General features: G+C 71.6%; 19 protein-coding genes and 1 pseudogene. 10 read left to right on the top strand and 10 right to left on the bottom strand.

Going from position 1 to position 16,812, the window contains the following annotated elements; all coding sequences use genetic code 11:
- Positions 1 to 55: 55 nt before the first annotated feature.
- Positions 56 to 709 carry a response regulator gene (locus BGM09_RS14350; RefSeq protein ID WP_188281944.1) on the bottom strand — a complete coding sequence of 218 codons (654 nt, stop codon included), beginning with the start codon at positions 707 to 709 and terminating at the stop codon, positions 56 to 58.
- Positions 706 to 2,049 carry a histidine kinase gene (locus BGM09_RS14345; RefSeq protein ID WP_317452697.1) on the bottom strand — a complete coding sequence of 448 codons (1,344 nt, stop codon included), beginning with the start codon at positions 2,047 to 2,049 and terminating at the stop codon, positions 706 to 708. Before BGM09_RS14345 ends, BGM09_RS14350 begins: the two co-directional genes overlap by 4 nt.
- Before the next feature lie 179 nt (positions 2,050 to 2,228).
- On the opposite strand from BGM09_RS14345, the gene BGM09_RS14340 reads away from it, so the two are divergent.
- A complete protein-coding gene (locus tag BGM09_RS14340; protein WP_188281942.1) occupies positions 2,229 to 2,783 on the top strand; it encodes a hypothetical protein in 555 nt (184 codons plus the stop codon).
- A 64-nt stretch (positions 2,784 to 2,847) separates the two neighbouring features.
- On the opposite strand, the gene BGM09_RS14335 is transcribed toward BGM09_RS14340, so the two are convergent.
- A complete protein-coding gene (locus tag BGM09_RS14335; RefSeq protein ID WP_188281941.1) occupies positions 2,848 to 3,420 on the bottom strand; it encodes a cob(I)yrinic acid a,c-diamide adenosyltransferase in 573 nt (190 codons plus the stop codon).
- Positions 3,421 to 3,650: 230 nt separating this feature from the next.
- On the opposite strand from BGM09_RS14335, the gene BGM09_RS14330 reads away from it, so the two are divergent.
- From BGM09_RS14330 to BGM09_RS14320, 3 genes are all read left to right on the top strand, one after another.
- The gene (locus BGM09_RS14330) at positions 3,651 to 4,499 is read left to right on the top strand and encodes a 3-hydroxyacyl-CoA dehydrogenase family protein (RefSeq protein WP_188281940.1); all 849 of its coding nucleotides are present in this window, start codon (positions 3,651 to 3,653) and stop codon (positions 4,497 to 4,499) included.
- 198 nt (positions 4,500 to 4,697) lie between these two features.
- Positions 4,698 to 4,997 (top strand): STAS domain-containing protein, encoded by a 300-nt coding sequence (locus BGM09_RS14325; protein ID WP_188281939.1) that lies wholly within the window; start codon positions 4,698 to 4,700, stop codon positions 4,995 to 4,997.
- A 184-nt stretch (positions 4,998 to 5,181) separates the two neighbouring features.
- The gene (locus BGM09_RS14320; protein ID WP_188281938.1) at positions 5,182 to 8,127 is read left to right on the top strand and encodes an ATP-binding protein; all 2,946 of its coding nucleotides are present in this window, start codon (positions 5,182 to 5,184) and stop codon (positions 8,125 to 8,127) included.
- Between the two features lie 14 nt (positions 8,128 to 8,141).
- Here BGM09_RS14320 and BGM09_RS14315 read toward each other — a convergent pair whose 3' ends face one another.
- Positions 8,142 to 9,107 (bottom strand): helix-turn-helix transcriptional regulator, encoded by a 966-nt coding sequence (locus BGM09_RS14315; protein WP_188281937.1) that lies wholly within the window; start codon positions 9,105 to 9,107, stop codon positions 8,142 to 8,144.
- A 70-nt stretch (positions 9,108 to 9,177) separates the two neighbouring features.
- On the opposite strand from BGM09_RS14315, the gene BGM09_RS14310 reads away from it, so the two are divergent.
- A complete protein-coding gene (locus tag BGM09_RS14310; RefSeq protein ID WP_188281936.1) occupies positions 9,178 to 9,627 on the top strand; it encodes a VOC family protein in 450 nt (149 codons plus the stop codon).
- A 59-nt stretch (positions 9,628 to 9,686) separates the two neighbouring features.
- Here BGM09_RS14310 and BGM09_RS14305 read toward each other — a convergent pair whose 3' ends face one another.
- Both BGM09_RS14305 and BGM09_RS37680 read right to left on the bottom strand, forming a co-directional pair.
- On the bottom strand, positions 9,687 to 10,106 hold the full coding sequence (locus tag BGM09_RS14305; protein WP_188281935.1) for an ATP-binding protein: 420 nt from the start codon (positions 10,104 to 10,106) through the stop codon (positions 9,687 to 9,689).
- A complete protein-coding gene (locus tag BGM09_RS37680) occupies positions 10,103 to 10,879 on the bottom strand; it encodes an ATP-binding protein (RefSeq protein ID WP_223186892.1) in 777 nt (258 codons plus the stop codon). The genes BGM09_RS14305 and BGM09_RS37680 overlap by 4 nt, the downstream gene beginning before the upstream one ends.
- Before the next feature lie 209 nt (positions 10,880 to 11,088).
- Here BGM09_RS37680 and BGM09_RS14295 point away from each other — a divergent pair, with 209 nt between their 5' ends.
- Together BGM09_RS14295 and BGM09_RS14290 are read left to right on the top strand one after the other, a co-directional pair.
- Positions 11,089 to 11,949, top strand: coding sequence for a helix-turn-helix domain-containing protein (locus BGM09_RS14295; protein WP_188281934.1), 861 nt, complete (start codon positions 11,089 to 11,091; stop codon positions 11,947 to 11,949).
- A 4-nt stretch (positions 11,950 to 11,953) separates the two neighbouring features.
- A complete protein-coding gene (locus BGM09_RS14290; protein ID WP_188281933.1) occupies positions 11,954 to 12,175 on the top strand; it encodes a DUF397 domain-containing protein in 222 nt (73 codons plus the stop codon).
- Positions 12,176 to 12,217: 42 nt separating this feature from the next.
- Here the strand turns inward: BGM09_RS14290 and BGM09_RS14285 are convergent, their stop codons facing one another.
- Together BGM09_RS14285 and BGM09_RS14280 are read right to left on the bottom strand one after the other, a co-directional pair.
- Entirely contained in the window at positions 12,218 to 12,400 is a 183-nt protein-coding gene (locus tag BGM09_RS14285) for a hypothetical protein (RefSeq protein WP_223186891.1), read from the bottom strand.
- Between the two features lie 219 nt (positions 12,401 to 12,619).
- Positions 12,620 to 13,075: an NUDIX domain-containing protein gene (locus BGM09_RS14280; protein ID WP_188281932.1), complete on the bottom strand. Its 456-nt coding sequence runs from the start codon at positions 13,073 to 13,075 to the stop codon at positions 12,620 to 12,622.
- 92 nt (positions 13,076 to 13,167) lie between these two features.
- On the opposite strand from BGM09_RS14280, the pseudogene BGM09_RS14275 reads away from it, so the two are divergent.
- Positions 13,168 to 13,762, top strand: a pseudogene (locus BGM09_RS14275) (XRE family transcriptional regulator).
- 75 nt (positions 13,763 to 13,837) lie between these two features.
- Here BGM09_RS14275 and BGM09_RS14270 read toward each other — a convergent pair.
- The gene (locus tag BGM09_RS14270; protein WP_188281931.1) at positions 13,838 to 14,692 is read right to left on the bottom strand and encodes an SDR family oxidoreductase; all 855 of its coding nucleotides are present in this window, start codon (positions 14,690 to 14,692) and stop codon (positions 13,838 to 13,840) included.
- Between the two features lie 81 nt (positions 14,693 to 14,773).
- Here BGM09_RS14270 and BGM09_RS14265 point away from each other — a divergent pair, with 81 nt between their 5' ends.
- The gene (locus BGM09_RS14265; protein ID WP_188281930.1) at positions 14,774 to 15,367 is read left to right on the top strand and encodes a TetR/AcrR family transcriptional regulator; all 594 of its coding nucleotides are present in this window, start codon (positions 14,774 to 14,776) and stop codon (positions 15,365 to 15,367) included.
- Positions 15,368 to 15,415: 48 nt separating this feature from the next.
- Here the strand turns inward: BGM09_RS14265 and nucS are convergent, their stop codons facing one another.
- On the bottom strand, positions 15,416 to 16,078 hold the full coding sequence (nucS, locus tag BGM09_RS14260) for an endonuclease NucS (protein ID WP_188281929.1): 663 nt from the start codon (positions 16,076 to 16,078) through the stop codon (positions 15,416 to 15,418).
- 275 nt (positions 16,079 to 16,353) lie between these two features.
- On the opposite strand from nucS, the gene BGM09_RS14255 reads away from it, so the two are divergent.
- On the top strand, positions 16,354 to 16,755 hold the full coding sequence (locus tag BGM09_RS14255) for an SCO5389 family protein (protein WP_188281928.1): 402 nt from the start codon (positions 16,354 to 16,356) through the stop codon (positions 16,753 to 16,755).
- Positions 16,756 to 16,812 lie beyond the last annotated feature (57 nt).

Raw genomic sequence — 16,812 nt, 5'->3', positions numbered from 1 at the left:
GGCGGTGTCGGCCTCCGGCCGTACGGGTCGGGCTCAGAAAGGTCTGGACCACCGGTCAAGAGGTCTGGACCATACCGAGTTCCTGGGCCAGCATCGCGGCCTGCACCCGGCTGCGCAGCTCCAGCTTCGCCAGAATCCGGCTCACATGCGTCTTCGTCGTCGCCTCCGCCATCGACAGCGCCGCGGCGATCTCCGCGTTGGACAGGCCCCCGCCCAGACACGACAGCACCTCCTGCTCCCGCGGGGTCAGCGCGGCCACGGCCGCCCGGTCGGCGGCCGTGCGGGGACCTGGCCGCCCGGCAAAGGCGCTGATCAGCCGCCGGGTCACGGCGGGCGCGAGCAGGCCCTCGCCGCGCGCGACCAGGCGTACGCCCTCCAGCAGCCGCTCGGCGTCGGTGTCCTTGAGGAGAAAACCGGCCGCGCCCGCCCGCAGCGCGCCGAAGACGTACTCGTCCAGGTCGAAGGTGGTCAGCACCAGGACGTCCGCCAGGCCCTCGCCCGTGACCTGGGCAGTGGCGGCCACACCGTCGAGGCGGGGCATCTGGATGTCCATCAGCACCAGGTCGGGGCGGAGTTCGCGGGCCACCCGCACCGCCTCCTCGCCGTCGGCGGCCTCACCGACCACCTCGATGTCCGGGGCCGACCGCAGGATCATCACCAGCCCGGCGCGTACGGCGGACTGGTCCTCGGCCACCACGACCCGGATCATGCGACTCCCTCACTGTTGCGTGTCTGCCCGGTTCCGGGCTGGCTGACGGGCTGGCTGACGGGTTGGTTGCTGGGCTGGCTGCTCGGTTGGCTCACGGGCTGGTTCCGTGGCTCGCTTCCCGCCGCGGCGGCCGGGTGTTCCACGGGCAGCAGCGCCTGTACCCGCCAGCGCCGGCCGTCCGGGTCGGGGCCCGCCTGGAATTCGCCGCCCAGCAGCGCCACCCGCTCGCGCATGCCGATCAGCCCCGCGCCCGAGCCGGGGGCCCGGGGACCCGTGCCCGTACCGCCGGGCGTGGGCGCGTACCCGCTGGACACCACCACCGCCAGCGCGTCCTCCCGCTGGTGCAGGACGACGAGCACCCGGCCGGGCGCCGCGTGCTTGAGGGCGTTCGTCAACGACTCCTGGAGGATGCGGTACGCGGCGAGGCCGACGGGGGAGGGGACCGGTGGAGCGTCGCGGGTCCGCTCGTCCCGCAGCGTGAACCGCAGCCCCGACTCCGCACCGGCCGCCCGCGCCTGCTCCACCAGTGTGTCGGCCGCGTCCAGGCTGGGTGCGGCGGCGGGCTCCAGACTGTCGGGGCCCTCCGCCGGGTCGCGGAGCAGGCCGATCAGCCGCCGCATCTCGGCCAGACCCAGCACGCTGTTCTCCCGGATCACCCCGAGCGCGTCCCTGGCCGGGCCCTCCCGCTTGTCCACGCTCAGCGCGGCCGTGGAGTGGATCGCGATGGCGGACAGGTGGTTGGCGACCAGGTCGTGCAGCTCGCGCGCCATCCGGGAGCGCTCGCCGGTCACCGCCTGCCGCCGGTCCAACTCGGCCAGCAGCGCGGTCTGTTCGGCCCGCAACGTCGCCGCGTCCGCGGTCTCTCTGTGCTGCCGCACGATCAGCCCGGTCCAGGAGGGCGCCACCAGGACGAGCGCCGCGAGCAGCCCGATCACCAGGGACTGCGGGTCCCGCGACACCGCGCCCAGCACCAGCGTCAGCGCCACGGTGACGGCCACCGCCGCCACCGGCACCGCGCGGGCCGGGCGGCGCCCCCCGTACAGCACGCACGCGTAGACGACATCGGTGAACATCACGATCGTGACCAGCAGCGACCCGAAGACCGAATCGAGGGCGAGCGCGGCGAGGCCGACCGGGAGGGTGAGCGCGGGCGCGGTCCTGCGGAACGCCTCGCACGCCGTCATCAGGCCGAGCGGCAGCAGCGTCAGCCAGGAGTAGTTCCCCTCCGGGTGGTGCGAGCCGGTGGTCAGCCCGAACCCCCACATCACCAGCCCGCCGGTCAGCCCGGCAGCCGCGATCAGTACGTCGTCGCGGGGCGGGCGGCGAATGGTGGTGAGCACGGCTCCATCACAGCACGGCGCCGCGGTGGACGCGTCGGACCGCGGGAGGAGGCGGCGACTACATCGAAGGATGCAGGGCGGGATCGTCAGTGCCGACGATGATCCACGACCGCCCGTGGGAGAGGCTTGACAGGTGCCGGGCCTTCGCCGGCCCATCGGAGACCGGAGGAGCCCCGCTCATGATCGTCGCCGTCATCGCCGGGTGCGAGATCGGCTTCTGGCTGCTGCTGGCCGCCGGACTGACGCTGCGCTACCCGCTGCGCCGCCCACGGGCGGGCGCCCTGGTGCTGGCCGCGGTGCCACTGGTGGATCTCGTGCTCCTGGTGGTCACCGTCCTCGACCTGCGACGCGGCGCCACCGCCGACGTCACCCACGGCCTGGCCGCCGCCTACATCGGCTTCTCCGTCGGCTACGGCCACTACCTCATCCGCTGGGCCGACGTCCGTTTCGCCCACCGCTTCGCCGGCGCCCCGGCCCCCGCGGGACGCCCGAAGTACGGCCGCGCCCGCGCCCGCCACGAGTGGTCGATCTGCGCCCGCACAGCCGTCGCCTCCGCCGTCGCGGTCCTCCTGCTCCAGCTCGCCGTCTGGTACGTCGATGCCCCCGCCCGCACCGACGCCCTCCACCAATGGCAACTCCGCATGGCCGCGATCACCGTGATCAACGCCCTTGTGGCAGCCACCTACACCCTGTGGCCCAAACGCCCGCCGGCCCCCGAACGCGCCGAGCGCTGAGAGCTGTCCCGTCATCCGCGGCGGGCGCGCGACGACGGCTGCGGGACGGGAGCGCGGGGGTGGGTCAGCGGTTCTCGCCGGGGATCCACAGGACGTCCCCGCGGGACTTGTTGGCGGTGCGGGCGAGGATGAACAGAAGGTCGGAGAGCCGGTTGAGGTAGGTCGCGGTGAGCGGGTTCATCGTGTCCGCGTGGTCCTCCAGGGCGGCCCAGGTGGAGCGTTCGGCGCGGCGGACGATGGTGCACGCCTGGTGGAGCAGGGCGGCGCCGGGCGTGCCGCCGGGGAGGATGAAGCTGCGGAGCTTGTCCAGATCGGCGAGGAAGCGGTCGCACTCCTCCTCCAGCCGGTCGACATAGGTCTGCTCGACCCGCAGCGGCGGGTACTCGGGGTCGGGGACCACCGGAGTGGCGAGGTCGGCGCCGACGTCGAAGAGGTCGTTCTGCACGCGCACCAGGACGGTGGCGACCTCCTCGGGCAGCGCGCCGAGCGCGAGCGCCACACCGAGCGCGGCGTTGGCCTCGTTGGCGTCGGCGTAGGCGGCGATCCGGCTGTCGGTCTTCGCGGTCCGGCTCATGTCGCCGAGCGCGGTGGTGCCGTCGTCGCCGGTACGTGTGTAGATGCGGGTGAGGTTGACCATACGGTCGAGCGTAGAGCGTGCCCGCCCGACGGGGCGTCTCCCGCCCCCGCCCGACGGCCGGTTGACGCCCCCGCCTGATGGCCGGTTGGCGCCCAGTGCGACGAAGGACACACGGTGACACCGCTTACTTCATGCTGCGCGCGGAGGTGAACGAGCGTTAAGGTCCGGCGAGATCAGCGAATTCGGCCAGTCGGCCGCAAAGGCTCGGCCCCAATGGAGAGGTGTGTGCCGTGGCGAAGAAGCTCGCCGTCGTCGGAGCGGGACTGATGGGCTCCGGTATCGCGCAGGTGTCGGCCCAGGCGGGGTACGACGTGGTCCTGCGGGACGTCACCGACGCGGCGCTCAAGCGCGGCACGGACGGCATCCGCGCCTCGTACGAGAAGTTCGTCTCCAAGGGCAAGCTGGACGCGGCGGACGCCGAGGCGGCGCTGGCCAGGATCACCGCGACCACCGACCTCGACGCCGCCGCGGACGCGGACATCGTCGTGGAGGCCGTCTTCGAGCGGATCGAGGTCAAGCAGGAGATCTTCCGCGCCCTCGACACGATCGTGCGCGACGACGCGGTCCTGGCCTCCAACACCTCCGCGATCCCGATCACCAAGATCGCCGCCGTCACCCGCGACCCCGAACGCGTCGTCGGCACCCACTTCTTCTCGCCGGTCCCGCTCATGGGGCTCTGCGAACTCGTCCGCGGCTACAAGACCAGCGACGCCACGCTGGAGCGCGCCCGCGGCTTCGCCGAGGAGATCGGCAAGACCTGCGTCGTCGTCAACCGTGACGTGGCGGGCTTCGTCACCACCCGGCTGATCTCGGCCCTGGTCGTCGAGGCCGTCAAGCTCTACGAGTCGGGCGTCGCCTCCGCCGAGGACATCGACATCGCCTGCAAGCTCGGCTTCGGCCACGCGATGGGCCCGCTCGCCACCGCCGACCTCACGGGCGTGGACATCCTGCTGCACGCCGCGGACAACATCTACACCGAGTCGCAGGACGAGAAGTTCGCACCGCCGGAGATCATGCGCCGCATGGTCGACGCGGGCGACCTCGGCCGCAAGAGCGGCAAGGGCTTCTACTCGTACTGAGCACGCGCAGTGAGCACGCGTACTATACAACGTCACCCGCAGGAGTGAATTCGGTATCGGTTCGCTCACAGACGGCAACTTCTCCATACGACGGACCGTCAGTTGTGTGAAGACATACGGATGATCCGTGCCGTCGCCGTCCCGCGGCGGCCATGCCACGAGCCGGGTCCACGAGCCGGCACTCCTCGGGGAGCGACTATGCACATCAAGGGCGACCACGCCGAGCTGGTCGTCGGGGGCCGCCTCGACGTCCGGAGCGCGGCGGACGCCCGTTCGGCCCTGCACACCGCCGTCGACTCCGGCCGTGGTGACCTGGTGCTCGATCTCACGGAGCTGGACTCGTGGGACGCCACCGGCCTCGGCGTGATCATGGGCGCCCACCGCAGAGCGGGCCGCGCCAACCGGAGGCTCGTGCTGCGCGGGGTCCCGCCGCGGATGCAGCGCCTGCTGGTCGCCACCCGGCTGCATCGAATCCTCGCGATCGAGGCCGAAAGGTGACGTAAGGGCGGCACCGTGGCCCCGGCACTTCATGAATACTGTGGCAGCCTTTAGAGTTTGCCGCAGATTGCCAGCAGGCGTGCCACCCCGTACGCCAGAAAAGGGGAATCGGGCCGGGTCCGGCAGCGGACACAGGGCGGCCCGATCAGGCCCCCGCACGTCACGCACCTGGGGGGCGTACGAGATGGACCACCGCACCGGCGAGTCGGGCGAGCGCCCGATACCGGACTTCGACGACCTGACGGTCGCCGACGCCGACGCGCGTCCCGCCACCGGCCCCGATTTCGGCCAGGGCGTCGAATTCGGGCACGGCGCGGACTTCGCCGCCGACTTCGGCCCGGCCCCCACGCCCGGCCCGGGACCCGGTTTCGGCTCCGACTTCGCCGCAGGCTCGGACTTCGGTGCCGACCCCGACCACGGCGAGGGCCACGGTGACGGCCACGGCAACGGCCACGGCAAGGGCAACGGCCCCGCCACCGGGTTCCTGCCCGCCCTCACGGACAGCACCCTGGCGCTGCGCGGCCCGCGCGCCTCCCGCGACCCGCTCACCCCGGAACTGGGCGGCACCTCCAGCGGCGGCAACGCCCGCGTGCTCCGCGTCACCACCTCCGACTACCTGCTGACCGTCAACCCGATCGACGGCACCGAGGTCACGCTCTGCCCGCCCGCCGAGAGCCCGCTGCCGCTGCGCCGCACCCGCGAGGAGCGCGTCGCGCACCTGGCCGCGGGCCGCCCGTCGCCGCCGCCGGGACCGCCCGCCCCCGAACTGCCGCTGCTGGAGCGCGACGAGGAGCGCGAGCGGCTGATCCGGCTGCTGGCCAGGGGCCGTTCCGTACGGGTCACAGGGCCGTCGGGCGCGGGCCGCACCGCGCTGCTGGAATCCGTCGCCAACGCCTGCGCCGATCTCGCCCCCGACGGCGTGCTGTGGCTGTCCGGCTACCGTCGCACCCCCGCCGACGTCCTCCAGGAACTCTTCGCCACCGTCTACGCCACCGACGGCCACCGCCCCGACCGCGCGGACCTGCCGGGCCTGCTGCGCGACACCGGCGCCGTCGTCGTCATAGACGACCTGGAATTTGGCGGCGCCGCGCTGGAGGAACTGCTCTCCGCGGCCCCCGAGTGCGCCTTCCTGATGTCCGCGACGCCCGACGTCACCACACCGTCCGCCGACTCGATGATCGAAGAGGTCTTCCTGTCGGGCCTGACCCGCGTCGCCTGCGTCGACCTGCTGCAATTCGTCACCGGACGGCCACTGGGCGAGGACGAGACCGCGTGGGCGGCCGACCTGTGGTTCGAGTCCGAGGGCCTGCCGCTGCGCTTCGTGCAGGCCGGCGCGCTGCTGCGGCAGCGGGACGCGCTGCGCCAGCCGCCCGAGCCCGACTGGGACGACTCGGTGTGGGAGAACGGCTCGCCGCAGGGCGCGGGCGCACCGGCCGTCCCCGACCTCACCGGCTTCGACATACTCCAGGGGCCCGACGCGCCTCCGGGACACGGCGCGGAGGACGCCGCCGACGCGCTCCCGTCCGGCGCCGACACCTCCGAGATACCCGAGATACCGGGGGCGGCCCCCCGTCCGGGACCCGCCGCCTACACCGGCCCGCCCGTCGACCTGCCGCTGCCGTCGCTCGCCGAGAGCGCGGCCCCCGCGGAACTGCTCGCCAGCCGGTTGAGCGAATCGGCCCGCGAAGCCCTCGCCTTCGCCGTCGCCCTCGACGGCGAGTGCCCGCACCCCTCGCACCTGCCCGCCCTCGTCGGTGACACCCACGGCGACGCGGCCCTCGGCGAACTCACCGCGGTCGGCCTGGCCGTACCGGTCTCCGCGCACTTCCGGCTCGCCGCCGGAGTCGTCCAGCAGCTCGCGCCGCGGCTCACCGCAGACGGCGAGCTGAGCGCGGTCCAGTCGCACACCGCGGCCCTGCACTACGCCTGGTGGACCGGGCACCCCTCGGTCGGCCCCGAGCGCGCCGCCGCCGAGTCCGAGGCGATCCTCGCCGCGATGTCCGCCTGCCGCGACGGCGGCAACCCCAGCGCGGCCGTCCTGCTCGCCCGCACCGTCGCGCCCGCCTTCGCCGCCGCGCTGCACTGGGGCGCCTGGGAGCGGGCGCTGCGGATCGGCCAGGAGGCCGCCCGGCTGTCGGGCGAGGTCGCGGAGGAGGCGTACTTCCACCACGAGCTGGGCGTCCTCGCGCTGTGCACCGGCAACACCGACCGCGCCCGCGCCGAACTGGAGGCGTCCATCGCTCTGCGCGGGGCCCTCGCCGACCGGCAGGGCACCGTCGTCGGCCGCCGTACGCTCGCGCTGGTCAACGACCGTGCCGGCGGCGGCACTCCGAACCTGCCCGCGCTGCTCGAGCTCCCGCCGGGCGGCTCCGGCGGTACGGCGCCGCTCGCTATCACGGCGGCCACGACGCCGCTGACGGTGATCAACAAGAGCGGCTCCCCGGTCCCGCGGGGTGAGGCCGGGCGCCCCGCCACGCACCGACGGCGCCGCAATCTGGTGGTGGTCGGCACCGGCGTCGCGCTCGCGGCGGCCCTCGCCACGATCGTCACCATGGGCGCCACCTCCGGTGACGGCCCCAAGCCCAACCAGGTCCAGCCGGTCGAGTCGTCTCAGCAGGACGATCCCTCGACCGACGCCCCGACGGACGATCCCTCGACGGACGGCCCCACGGCCGCCTCGCCGTCCGCCTCCGCCACGTCCCCGACGCCGTCGATACCGGCCGGGACGACGGGCGGCCCGACAACGGCCCCCGGAGCCCCGTACACGCCCCCTGGCGGCGGCCTGACGTCGGCACCGGGCGATACGCCGACGCCGCCGCGCAACACGCACACGTCGAGGCCGCCGACGAGTCGTCCGCCGACGAGCAGACCTCCCACGACCCCGACGACCACTCCGCCGACGACGCCAACCACCACACCGCCCACGGACGACCCGACGACTCCGCCGACCACGGACCCGTCATCGGCCGACGTCTCCACTCCGCCGAACCTCACCCCCTCCGGCGCCGCCCCCACCAGGACCGGCACCTTCACGCCGCCGACGACGGGCGCCGCGACCACGGGCACCGCGACCACGGACGCCGGAACCACCGGTCCCGGAGCCACGGACACCGTCACGCCCACCGGCTGAGGCCACCCCCGACGTCAGCCGCCCTGCGCCATGGTGGTGAGGCGGCGGGCCAGGCGGGCGGCGGCCTCGCGCAGCTCCGGCGGTTCGAGCACCTCGGCCTCGAAGCCCAGCGCGGCCACCCGGGCGGCGGTCACCTCCAGGGAGGTCGCGCCGATGACGAGGACGCACCAGCCCTCGCGCTCGTCGTCCTCGACGCGTCCCACCTGCGGCGGCACCATGTCCCTGACGAGATCAGGCCGGGCGCGCAACCGGATGCGGGCGAGGTGCGCGTACGGGGACTCGGTCACGGACCGGCGCACGTAGGCGACCGGGTCGGGGTGCTCGCGAGGCCGGAAGCGCCAGGTGGTCGCCTCCGCGTCGCGCATCCGGTCGAGCCGGAAGGTGCGCCAGTCGTCGCGGTCGACGTCCCAGGCCATCAGGTACCAGCGGCGTCCCGTGGTGACCATCCGCACCGGCTCGACCGTACGCCCGCGCGCCGTGCCGCCGTCCCGGCCGCTGTACGCGAACCGTACGCGTACGGTGTCCCGGCAGGCCCGCGCGAAGGTCATCAGCAGGTCCGGGTCGACTTCGTTGGTGGGGCCCACGAGGGTGTCGGTGGCGCCCTGGACGGCCCGCACCTCGGCGCGCAGCCGGGGCGGCATCACCTGGTCGAGCTTGGCCAGCGCCCGCAGCGCCGCCTCGCTCGCGCCCGCGACCGTGCCGCCCGACGCCAGCCGCAGCGAGACCGCCGTCGCGATGGCCTCGTCGTCGTCCAGGAGCAGCGGCGGCAGCCGGGTGCCCGCGCCGAGCCGGTAGCCGCCGCCGACGCCCGGGACCGCGTGCACGGGGTAGCCGACCGCGCGCAGCCGCTCCACGTCACGGCGTACCGAGCGGTCCGTGACGCCCAGCTCGGCGGCGAGTTCACCGGCCGTCCAGGACGAGCGGTGCTGGAGGAGCGACAGCAGCCGCAGCACCCGTTCGGTCGTCGCTTCTACGGTCATCGGGTGATCGTTCCACATCGCCCGGCGATCACGGAACGTACCTGTCCGCTATATGCGCCACGCTGGGATCATGAACGAGCACCAGGAAGTCCGCGACCTCCAGATCACCTTCGACTGCGCCGACCCGAACGCGCTGGCCGTCTTCTGGGCCGAGGCCCTCGGCTACCGGCTCCAGGACCCGCCCGAGGGCTTCTCGTCCTGGGACGAGGCTCTTGAGTCGATGGGTGTACCGCCCGAGCTGCGCAACGAACGCTCCGCCGTGGTCGACCCCTCGGGCGTCAGGCCCCGGCTCTTCTTCCAGAGCGTCCCCGAGGGGAAGCAGGCCAAGAACCGCGTCCACCTCGACGTCCGCGCCGCCCCCGGCCTGGAGGGCGACGAGCGCATGGCGGCCCACGAGAAGGAGGCCGACCGCCTCACCGCCCTCGGCGCCACCCGCCTCACCCGCCACGACCCCGCCCTCCTCAACCCGGGCCACATCGTGATGACCGACCCCGAGGGCAACGAATTCTGCCTCGACTGACCCTGCCCGACCCCGTCCGGCCCCTCCGGTCGCGTGACCGCCGTTCCCGAGCGTCGCCGTCACGCGACCGGCAGTCTGCCCCAGACCACCTTGCCGCCCGCCGTAGGCCGGTAGCTGTCCCACCGTTCGCACAGCGCCGCCACCAGGAACAGCCCGCGCCCGCCCTCGGCGTCGAGCGACTGCTCCGGTGCCACGACAGCCGATCCCTCGCCGCTGTCCCAGACTTCGACGTACAACCGGGCTTCCACCAGCCGCAGTTGTACGCCGACCACGTGCTGTCCGCTGTCGCCGCCTGTGCTCTTCACCGCGTTGGTGGCCAACTCGGACACCACCAGCTCGGCGCTGTCGAGTACGTCCACGAGTTGCCAGTGCCGCAGCGTCCGGCGTACGAATTCCCTTGCCAGGCCCACGGCGGGCGGCCCGGACGTCATGTGAAGGGTGGAGACCCGGAGGTCTCCCGGCGCGGATGTGGTGATCACGGCTTTCCCTTCCCCGCGTCCGAGTCATCTGAGCTGTCTGAGTCGTCTGAGCCGTTTGGGGCCTTCTCCGCCTCGCGCGCCTCGTGCACCTCGGCGTCGGTGCGCCCGACGATCTCGGCCCAGACGTGCTCCTGGAGGAACCGGCCGTTGCCCAAGTGCTCGACGGACGGCACGACGACCGTACGGACGCCCGTCCGCCGCATCTGTGCGATAAGCGCGGTCAGTTCGGTGATTCCGCCCGCGACGACCTCTTGGTAGACGGTGGCCAGCACGTAGCCCTCGGCCGCCGCCCACATCCGCAGCCGCTGCTCGTCGGCGCGGATTTCCTCGTCCGGTGTCGCGTCGTACGCGCGCATGTAGCCGTACGCGCTCGGCCTTTCGATCTCGAACCACACGCTCTTGCCGATGACATGGGGCGTCACGCCCCACAGGTCGGTGATCGCGGTGAGCACCGGGAGGCCGTACCCGTTCTCGGCGAGGTCGCCGTCAGGGGCCCCGCGCCGGGCGGGCGTCGGCGTGCCGGTCGCCCGGTCGCGGACCTCGACGCGCAGCCGGTCCTTCGTCAGGCGGTAACTGACGTGTACGCGGCTGCCCTTGGCCGCGTCGCCGTGGATCACGGCGTTGGTGACCACCTCGGTGACGGCAAGTTCCAGGTCATCGCCCAATGCCGGAATGTTCCATCGGTCGGCTAACTCGCGAGCGTACGTACGGGCTTTGGCCACGGCGGGCCGGTAGCGCCGCAGTTGCATGGATTCGGTGCGGTCGATCGACATACCACTCCCTGGGTGAGGGTCGGGGTGGCGCCGTCATGTGCCGTGCGGACGCTGAGAGTTGGGTCACATCGGCCACCGTGATTACTATGCATCGTGACTTGCCTAGAGTGTCAAGTCCCCACTTTGACAAGGTTCAAAGACCTGTTGCCCTTACAGTCGCCGAACGGCACACTTGACCTGCGAGAAGCAGTGGGAGGGGTGGTGCCGCAGTGCCCATCAACAGCAATCCGACGATCCGTCAGCGACGACTGGCCCGACGGCTCCGGGACCTGCGGACGGACGCCGGACTGACGCACGCGGACGCGGCCAAGGCGCTCGGTTCCGCCGAGTCGAAGGTCGGGCGGATCGAGAACGCGCAGTCGGGCGTACGGCTGCCGGACCTGCGCGCCCTGATGGACGCCTACGGGGTCACCGAAGCCGACGACCGCGCCGAGATCGAACTCCTCGCCCGCGAGGCGAAGAAAAAGGGCTGGTGGTCGCGGTACGCGAACGCGGTCGACGCCGACTACGCCTCGTACGTGGCGATCGAATGGGACGCGGCGGAGCTGTACAACGTGGAGACCAATCTCGTTCCCGGTCTGCTGCAAACTCCCGAATACACCCGCGCGCTCGTCGAGTTGCAGGCGCCGGACTCGACACCCGAGCACGTCGAAACACAGGTCAATGTGCGGCGTGAGCGACGCAATATGCTCACGCGCGCCGACCCCCTGCAACTCTGGGTGATCATTTCCGAGAGTGCGCTGCACCACCGGGTCGGCTCGCGCGAGGTGATGAAGGCCCAGTTGGAGGCCCTGATCGCGGACAGCCGTCAGGCCAATGTGCAGCTTCAGGTGCTGTCGCGGGACGATCCCATGAACGCCTGTCTGTTCGGGCCGTTCGTCATCATGAGTTTCCCGGCGACCACCGAGACGGACATCATCTACGCCGAGTCGCAGACCAGCACGCTGTACTACGAGGAACCCGCGGACGTGGACGTCTACACCACGCTGTTCCGGCGCCTCAACATGGCAGCCGACAACGTCACCAAATCGCGGGCGCTCATCCTGAACGCCATCAACGAAATGAGCTAATCCCGTGCAGACTCACATCGACTCCGCCTCTGCCGCCGGTCTTGCCTGGACGAAGTCCTCGTACTCAGGCAACAACGGCAACTGCGTCGAGGTCGCCGCCCTCCCGGACGGCGCCCGCGCGACCCGCGACAGCAAGGACCCCCACGGCCCCGCCCTCCTCTTCCCCGCCCCCGAGTGGACCGCCTTCCTCGCCGCCGTCATAGCGGGGGAGTTCCCCGCGAAGTAGCCGACCGGCCCACTACGCACAGCGGTATTGGAGCGCTGCGGGTCAGGGCCGGTCGCCCACGAGGGCGACCGCGCGCGTCTCGGGAACTCCCAGCATCAACAGGCTGGTGATCGTCGCCGCTCGGGCGCCGAGGGACCCGTTCGACAGGTCGCTGTCCGCGACGGCGAACACGACGCCGTAGGCGATCTGGCTCAGAAGGCCCGCCGGCAGGTGCTGTGCGAACACGTCGCTGTCCTGGCCCCGTCGCACGCAGTAGGTCGAGGAGAGCCAGTGCGGGGTGCTCGGGATCGTGGCGCCCCATGGGCCCGTACACGGTGATGACCGTCACCATCTGGAGGTGCCGGTACCCCTGATCCGGGTGGTGGAACCCGCCGAGCGCTTTCGACGCCTTCATGGAACGGGGTGCCCCGGCGCCCGTCACGGACTCGTTCGGAGCGAGCTCCGCTAAGCCGGTGTGCCCGATTTGATGAGCTGAATGTGGGCCTCTTGCGTCCCAGCAGGGAGCGCATCCGGGTTGAACCATTTCGCCTCCAGAATCTCGAAGCCATCCAGCTTGAGAGTTCCACCCACGTGGAGAGCTTCGTATGCGATTTCCACACGGAGCTTGTAGCCGCTGGTCACCTGCACCAGTCGGCCCGGAACGACGTCAAGGCCGGTTTCTTCCCGGACCTCTCGGACGATGGTCTTCGGAAATTCTTCACTCTTGACCGCGTAGCCGGTCGGGAGGCCCCATGGCCGGTCGGCGGGCCACAAGCGGTGTTTGAGCAGCAGGACTTCCCCCGCCTCGTTACGTACCACTCCCGTCACGCCGACCATGAATTTGGCGTGAGCAAACCACAGGATGCGCCACTGCAGAGGGCCCCGGACGAGCTTCCACACGCGGGCAACGATCCGCTTCATGTACACACTCTCGATAGGGCAAGCGCTGGTCCCGCCTGCGTCGCTGGTTCAACCCATGCCGTGGTGCATCGGTCACGCGCAGAGAGTGACACCTGAATGACGCGCGTGCCGGTGAGCCCAACGACGCCTCCAAGCGGCTCGTACAGCGCTGGGAGGCCGGTACGTCACTGTCTCCGCGTCCCGCCTACGCGCGTGGGAGGTCATGACCTCGCGGGCTCGCCGCCTGGAATGGCCGCTGCCCACGGTCCCGCGCCGACCGCACAAGCGGCACCCCGAGCCAACTACTCGGGGGTGTGGCTCTCGCGCTACGAGTACGTCTCTTCCGGCCGGAGCGGGGACGTGTTCACCGGCCTGCACTACGTAGTCGTGCTTCAGCACGCCAACCGGCTGACCGTGCGAAGCCTTCCCGGCTCCTCGGATTCACCGCTGACGATGGACCTCACCGTGGACGGCAACGTCATCACGGGAACCTGGGTCGAGCAGACGGCGCAAGACGGTTACTACCGGGGTGCTCGCTACCACGGCGCTGTCCAGATGCTCGCCGAACCAACCGGCCGCCGCCTGACCGGCAAGTGGGTCGGCTTCGGCAAGGAGATGGACGTGAACACCGGCCCGTGGGAACTCGTGTTTCAGGATGCCTCCACCAACAAGGCGGCGCTGGACAGGTACAACCGCCGCCCAGCCTGAACCGCGAAAACACGGAGATGCCCGGACGCGCGCGAAGCGATCCGCGTGCGCCCGGGGCCAACGGGGGCTGCCGGTCTACCGGAAGGCCGGGAGATTTCGGGTGACCCAATCCGCGAAGGGTGCGGGGGAGCGGTGGAGGACGCGCTTCACGTCGGGGCTGACGGCCTGCTCGGCGGGCAGGGGGAGGCCGAGTACGTCGAGGGTGCCGGGGATGATCTCCTCCGGCATGAAGCGCGCCATGCGGGCGTGGGCCTCCTCGCGGGAGAGCTCCACGAAGGTGATGTCCTCGCCCAGGGCGTGGGAGATCGCCGCCGCCTGCCGGCGCGGGCTGAGGGCCTCGGGCCCGGTGAGTTCGTACGTGCGGCCCGCGTGCCCCTCCTCGCGCAGCGCGACCGCCGCCACGGCGGCGATGTCGGCCGGGTCGACCACGGGGGTGACCACGTCGCCGAAGGGCGCGAAGACCGTCCGTCGGGCGCGGACGGACTCGGACCAGGCGAGGGCGTTGGAGGCGAAGCCGCCGGGGCGCAGGATCGTGTAGTCCGCTCCTGACGCGCGCACGGCGGCTTCGAAGGCGCCCAGGCGGGCGTGCGAAGGCGCGTCGGGGCGCGTGGAGTTGAGCTGGGAGGAGACCAGCACGATCCGCTTGACCCCGGCGTCGAGGGCCGCGTCGACCACGGCGCCCGGTCTCTCCCCGCGGCCGTTGAGTTCCCCCGCGAGCAGGAGGAAAAAAGCCTCGGCACCGTCGAGGACGGGCCGTATGCTCGCGCTGTCTCCGACGTCGGCGCGGGCGTGCCTGGTCCCTGCCGGGAGCCCTTCGGGGAATGCCCCGGGCCCGCGCCGCGAGACGGCCACGACGTCCTCGCCCGCCTCTGCCAGCAGGGGCACCAAGATCCGCCCGATGTTGCCGGTCGCTCCTGTCACCACGATCACGACGACTCCCTCTGTGAGTTAGTTGGCTGACTAAATAGGACGCTAGCACGGCCCACGGGAGGGTTGTCTATAGTGAGTTGGGTGACTGACTCAGTGAAGCCCCGAGCGCGGGCGGCCGACAAGCGCCGACGGCTCACGGCCGAGGCGGCCCGGGTCCTGCACGAGCAGGGCGTCGAGCGCACCACCCTCGCCGACATCGCGCGCGCGGCCGGCGTCCCGGTCGGGAACGTCTACTACTACTTCAAGACCAAGGACGAGCTGATCCTGGCCGCGCTCTGCGAGCACAGCTCCCGCCTGGACCAACTCACCGCCCGCCTCGACCGATTGCCCGACCCGCGCGACCGGCTCAAGGCGCTGGTCGAGTCCTGGATCGAGCAGCGCGAGGTCGCCGCCCGCCACGGCTGCCCGACCGGCTCGCTCGCCGTCGAACTCGGCAAGCGCGCCGACGGCACCCTCGACGCCGAGGCAGGCGCGGTGATCCGGCGCCTGCTGGACTGGGCGGCCCAGCAGTTCCGCGCCCTGGGTCTGCCCGACCCCGACGACCTCGCCGTCACCCTCGTCTCCGCCTACCAGGGCATGTCATTGCTGACCAACGCCCTGCGCGACCCGGCCGTCACGGTCCGGGAGGGCGCCCGCCTCCTGCGCTGGCTCGACTCCCTCAAGGCCGCGGGTTAGCGCCGCGGGTCAGAGCGGCGGGTCATGGCCGCGGGTCAGAGCGGCGGACTAGAACAGCCGCAGCTTGTCGTCGGAGATGCCGCGCATCCCGTCGTAGTCCAGGACGACGCAGCCGATGCCGCGGTCCGTGGCCAGCACGCGGGCCTGGGGTTTGATCTCCTGGGCGGCGAACACCCCGCGCACCGGGGCGAGACGGGGGTCGCGGTTGAGGAGTTCGAGGTAGCGGGTGAGCTGTTCGACACCGTCGATGTCGCCGCGCCGCTTCAGCTCGACGGCGACGGTGGCGCCCGAGGCGTCGCGGCACAGGATGTCCACCGGGCCGATGGCCGTGGGGTATTCGCGGCGGATCAGGGTCCAGCCCGCGCCGAGGACTTCCATCCGGTCGGCCAGCAGCTCCTGGAGGTGCGCCTCGACGCCGTCCTTGATCAGGCCGGGGTCGACGCCGAGTTCGTGCGAGGAGTCGTGCAGGACCTCCTCGATGGTGATGATGAGCTGCTCACCGGCCTTGTTGACGACCGTCCAGACGCCGTCGTCGCCCTCTTTGAGCGTGCACGGCGGGGACATCCAGTTGAGCGGCTTGTAGGCCCGGTCGTCGGCGTGCACCGACAGACTGCCGTCCGCCTTGATGAGCAGCAGCCGGGTGGCGGAGGGCAGGTGGGCGGAGAGCCGGCCCGCGTAGTCGACGGAGCAGCGGGCGATGACGAGACGCATGGTGCGCAACGCTACTGGACGCGCCGCCCCGTACGCGATTCGGCCCCGGGTGATTCACCCCCGCACGTTTCGCCCCCGCACGTCCCGTGCGCCCCTGTGCGTACGACTCCGGACGACTGCGGAAACTTGGCCGGTTAAGTGCGCTACCTCCTGGTGCGGTCGGACCAACGACCCTACGGTTGAAGCGGAGGCCGGACGTGCGGGAACGCTGGTCCGGCCGCTGGCAACCCGTCCGTCTGGCTCCGTGTGATCACGGGGTCACGAGAGGAGTACCCATGTCGCTCGACGTCTCACCGGCCCTCCTCGAACAGGCCGAGCGAGGCGAGGTCGACGAACAGGAATTCGTCGACTGCGTCAGGACGTCCCTCCCTTACGCGTGGGAGATGATCAGCTCGTTGGTGGCACAGCTCAAGGTCGACGGCGGAGCCTTCGCCGACAACCAGGTGCCGCCGCCGAGTGAGAAGGAGCGCGGCCAGTTGCTCCGTGCACTGGCCAGCGATGCGATACGAGGGGCCCTACAACGGCACTTCGGGGTGCGGCTCGCCTTCCAGAACTGCCACCGTGTGGCGGTCTTCCCACTGGACACGGTGGACCCCGGGATCGCCGAGAGCTACGGCAAGTTCACCTCCGTCAGGTCCCAAGTGCTCAACCAGTCACCGGAGTTCAGGGACTGCTGACGTAACGCCCCGCCCGGCGAACACCGCCGGACACGCCCTAGCTCGCACTGGGCGTCG

Source organism: Streptomyces sp. CBMA29, assembly GCF_014596445.1.
Classification (GTDB): Bacteria; Actinomycetota; Actinomycetes; order Streptomycetales; family Streptomycetaceae; genus Actinacidiphila.
This window is presented reverse-complemented; position numbering and strand designations above follow the sequence as displayed.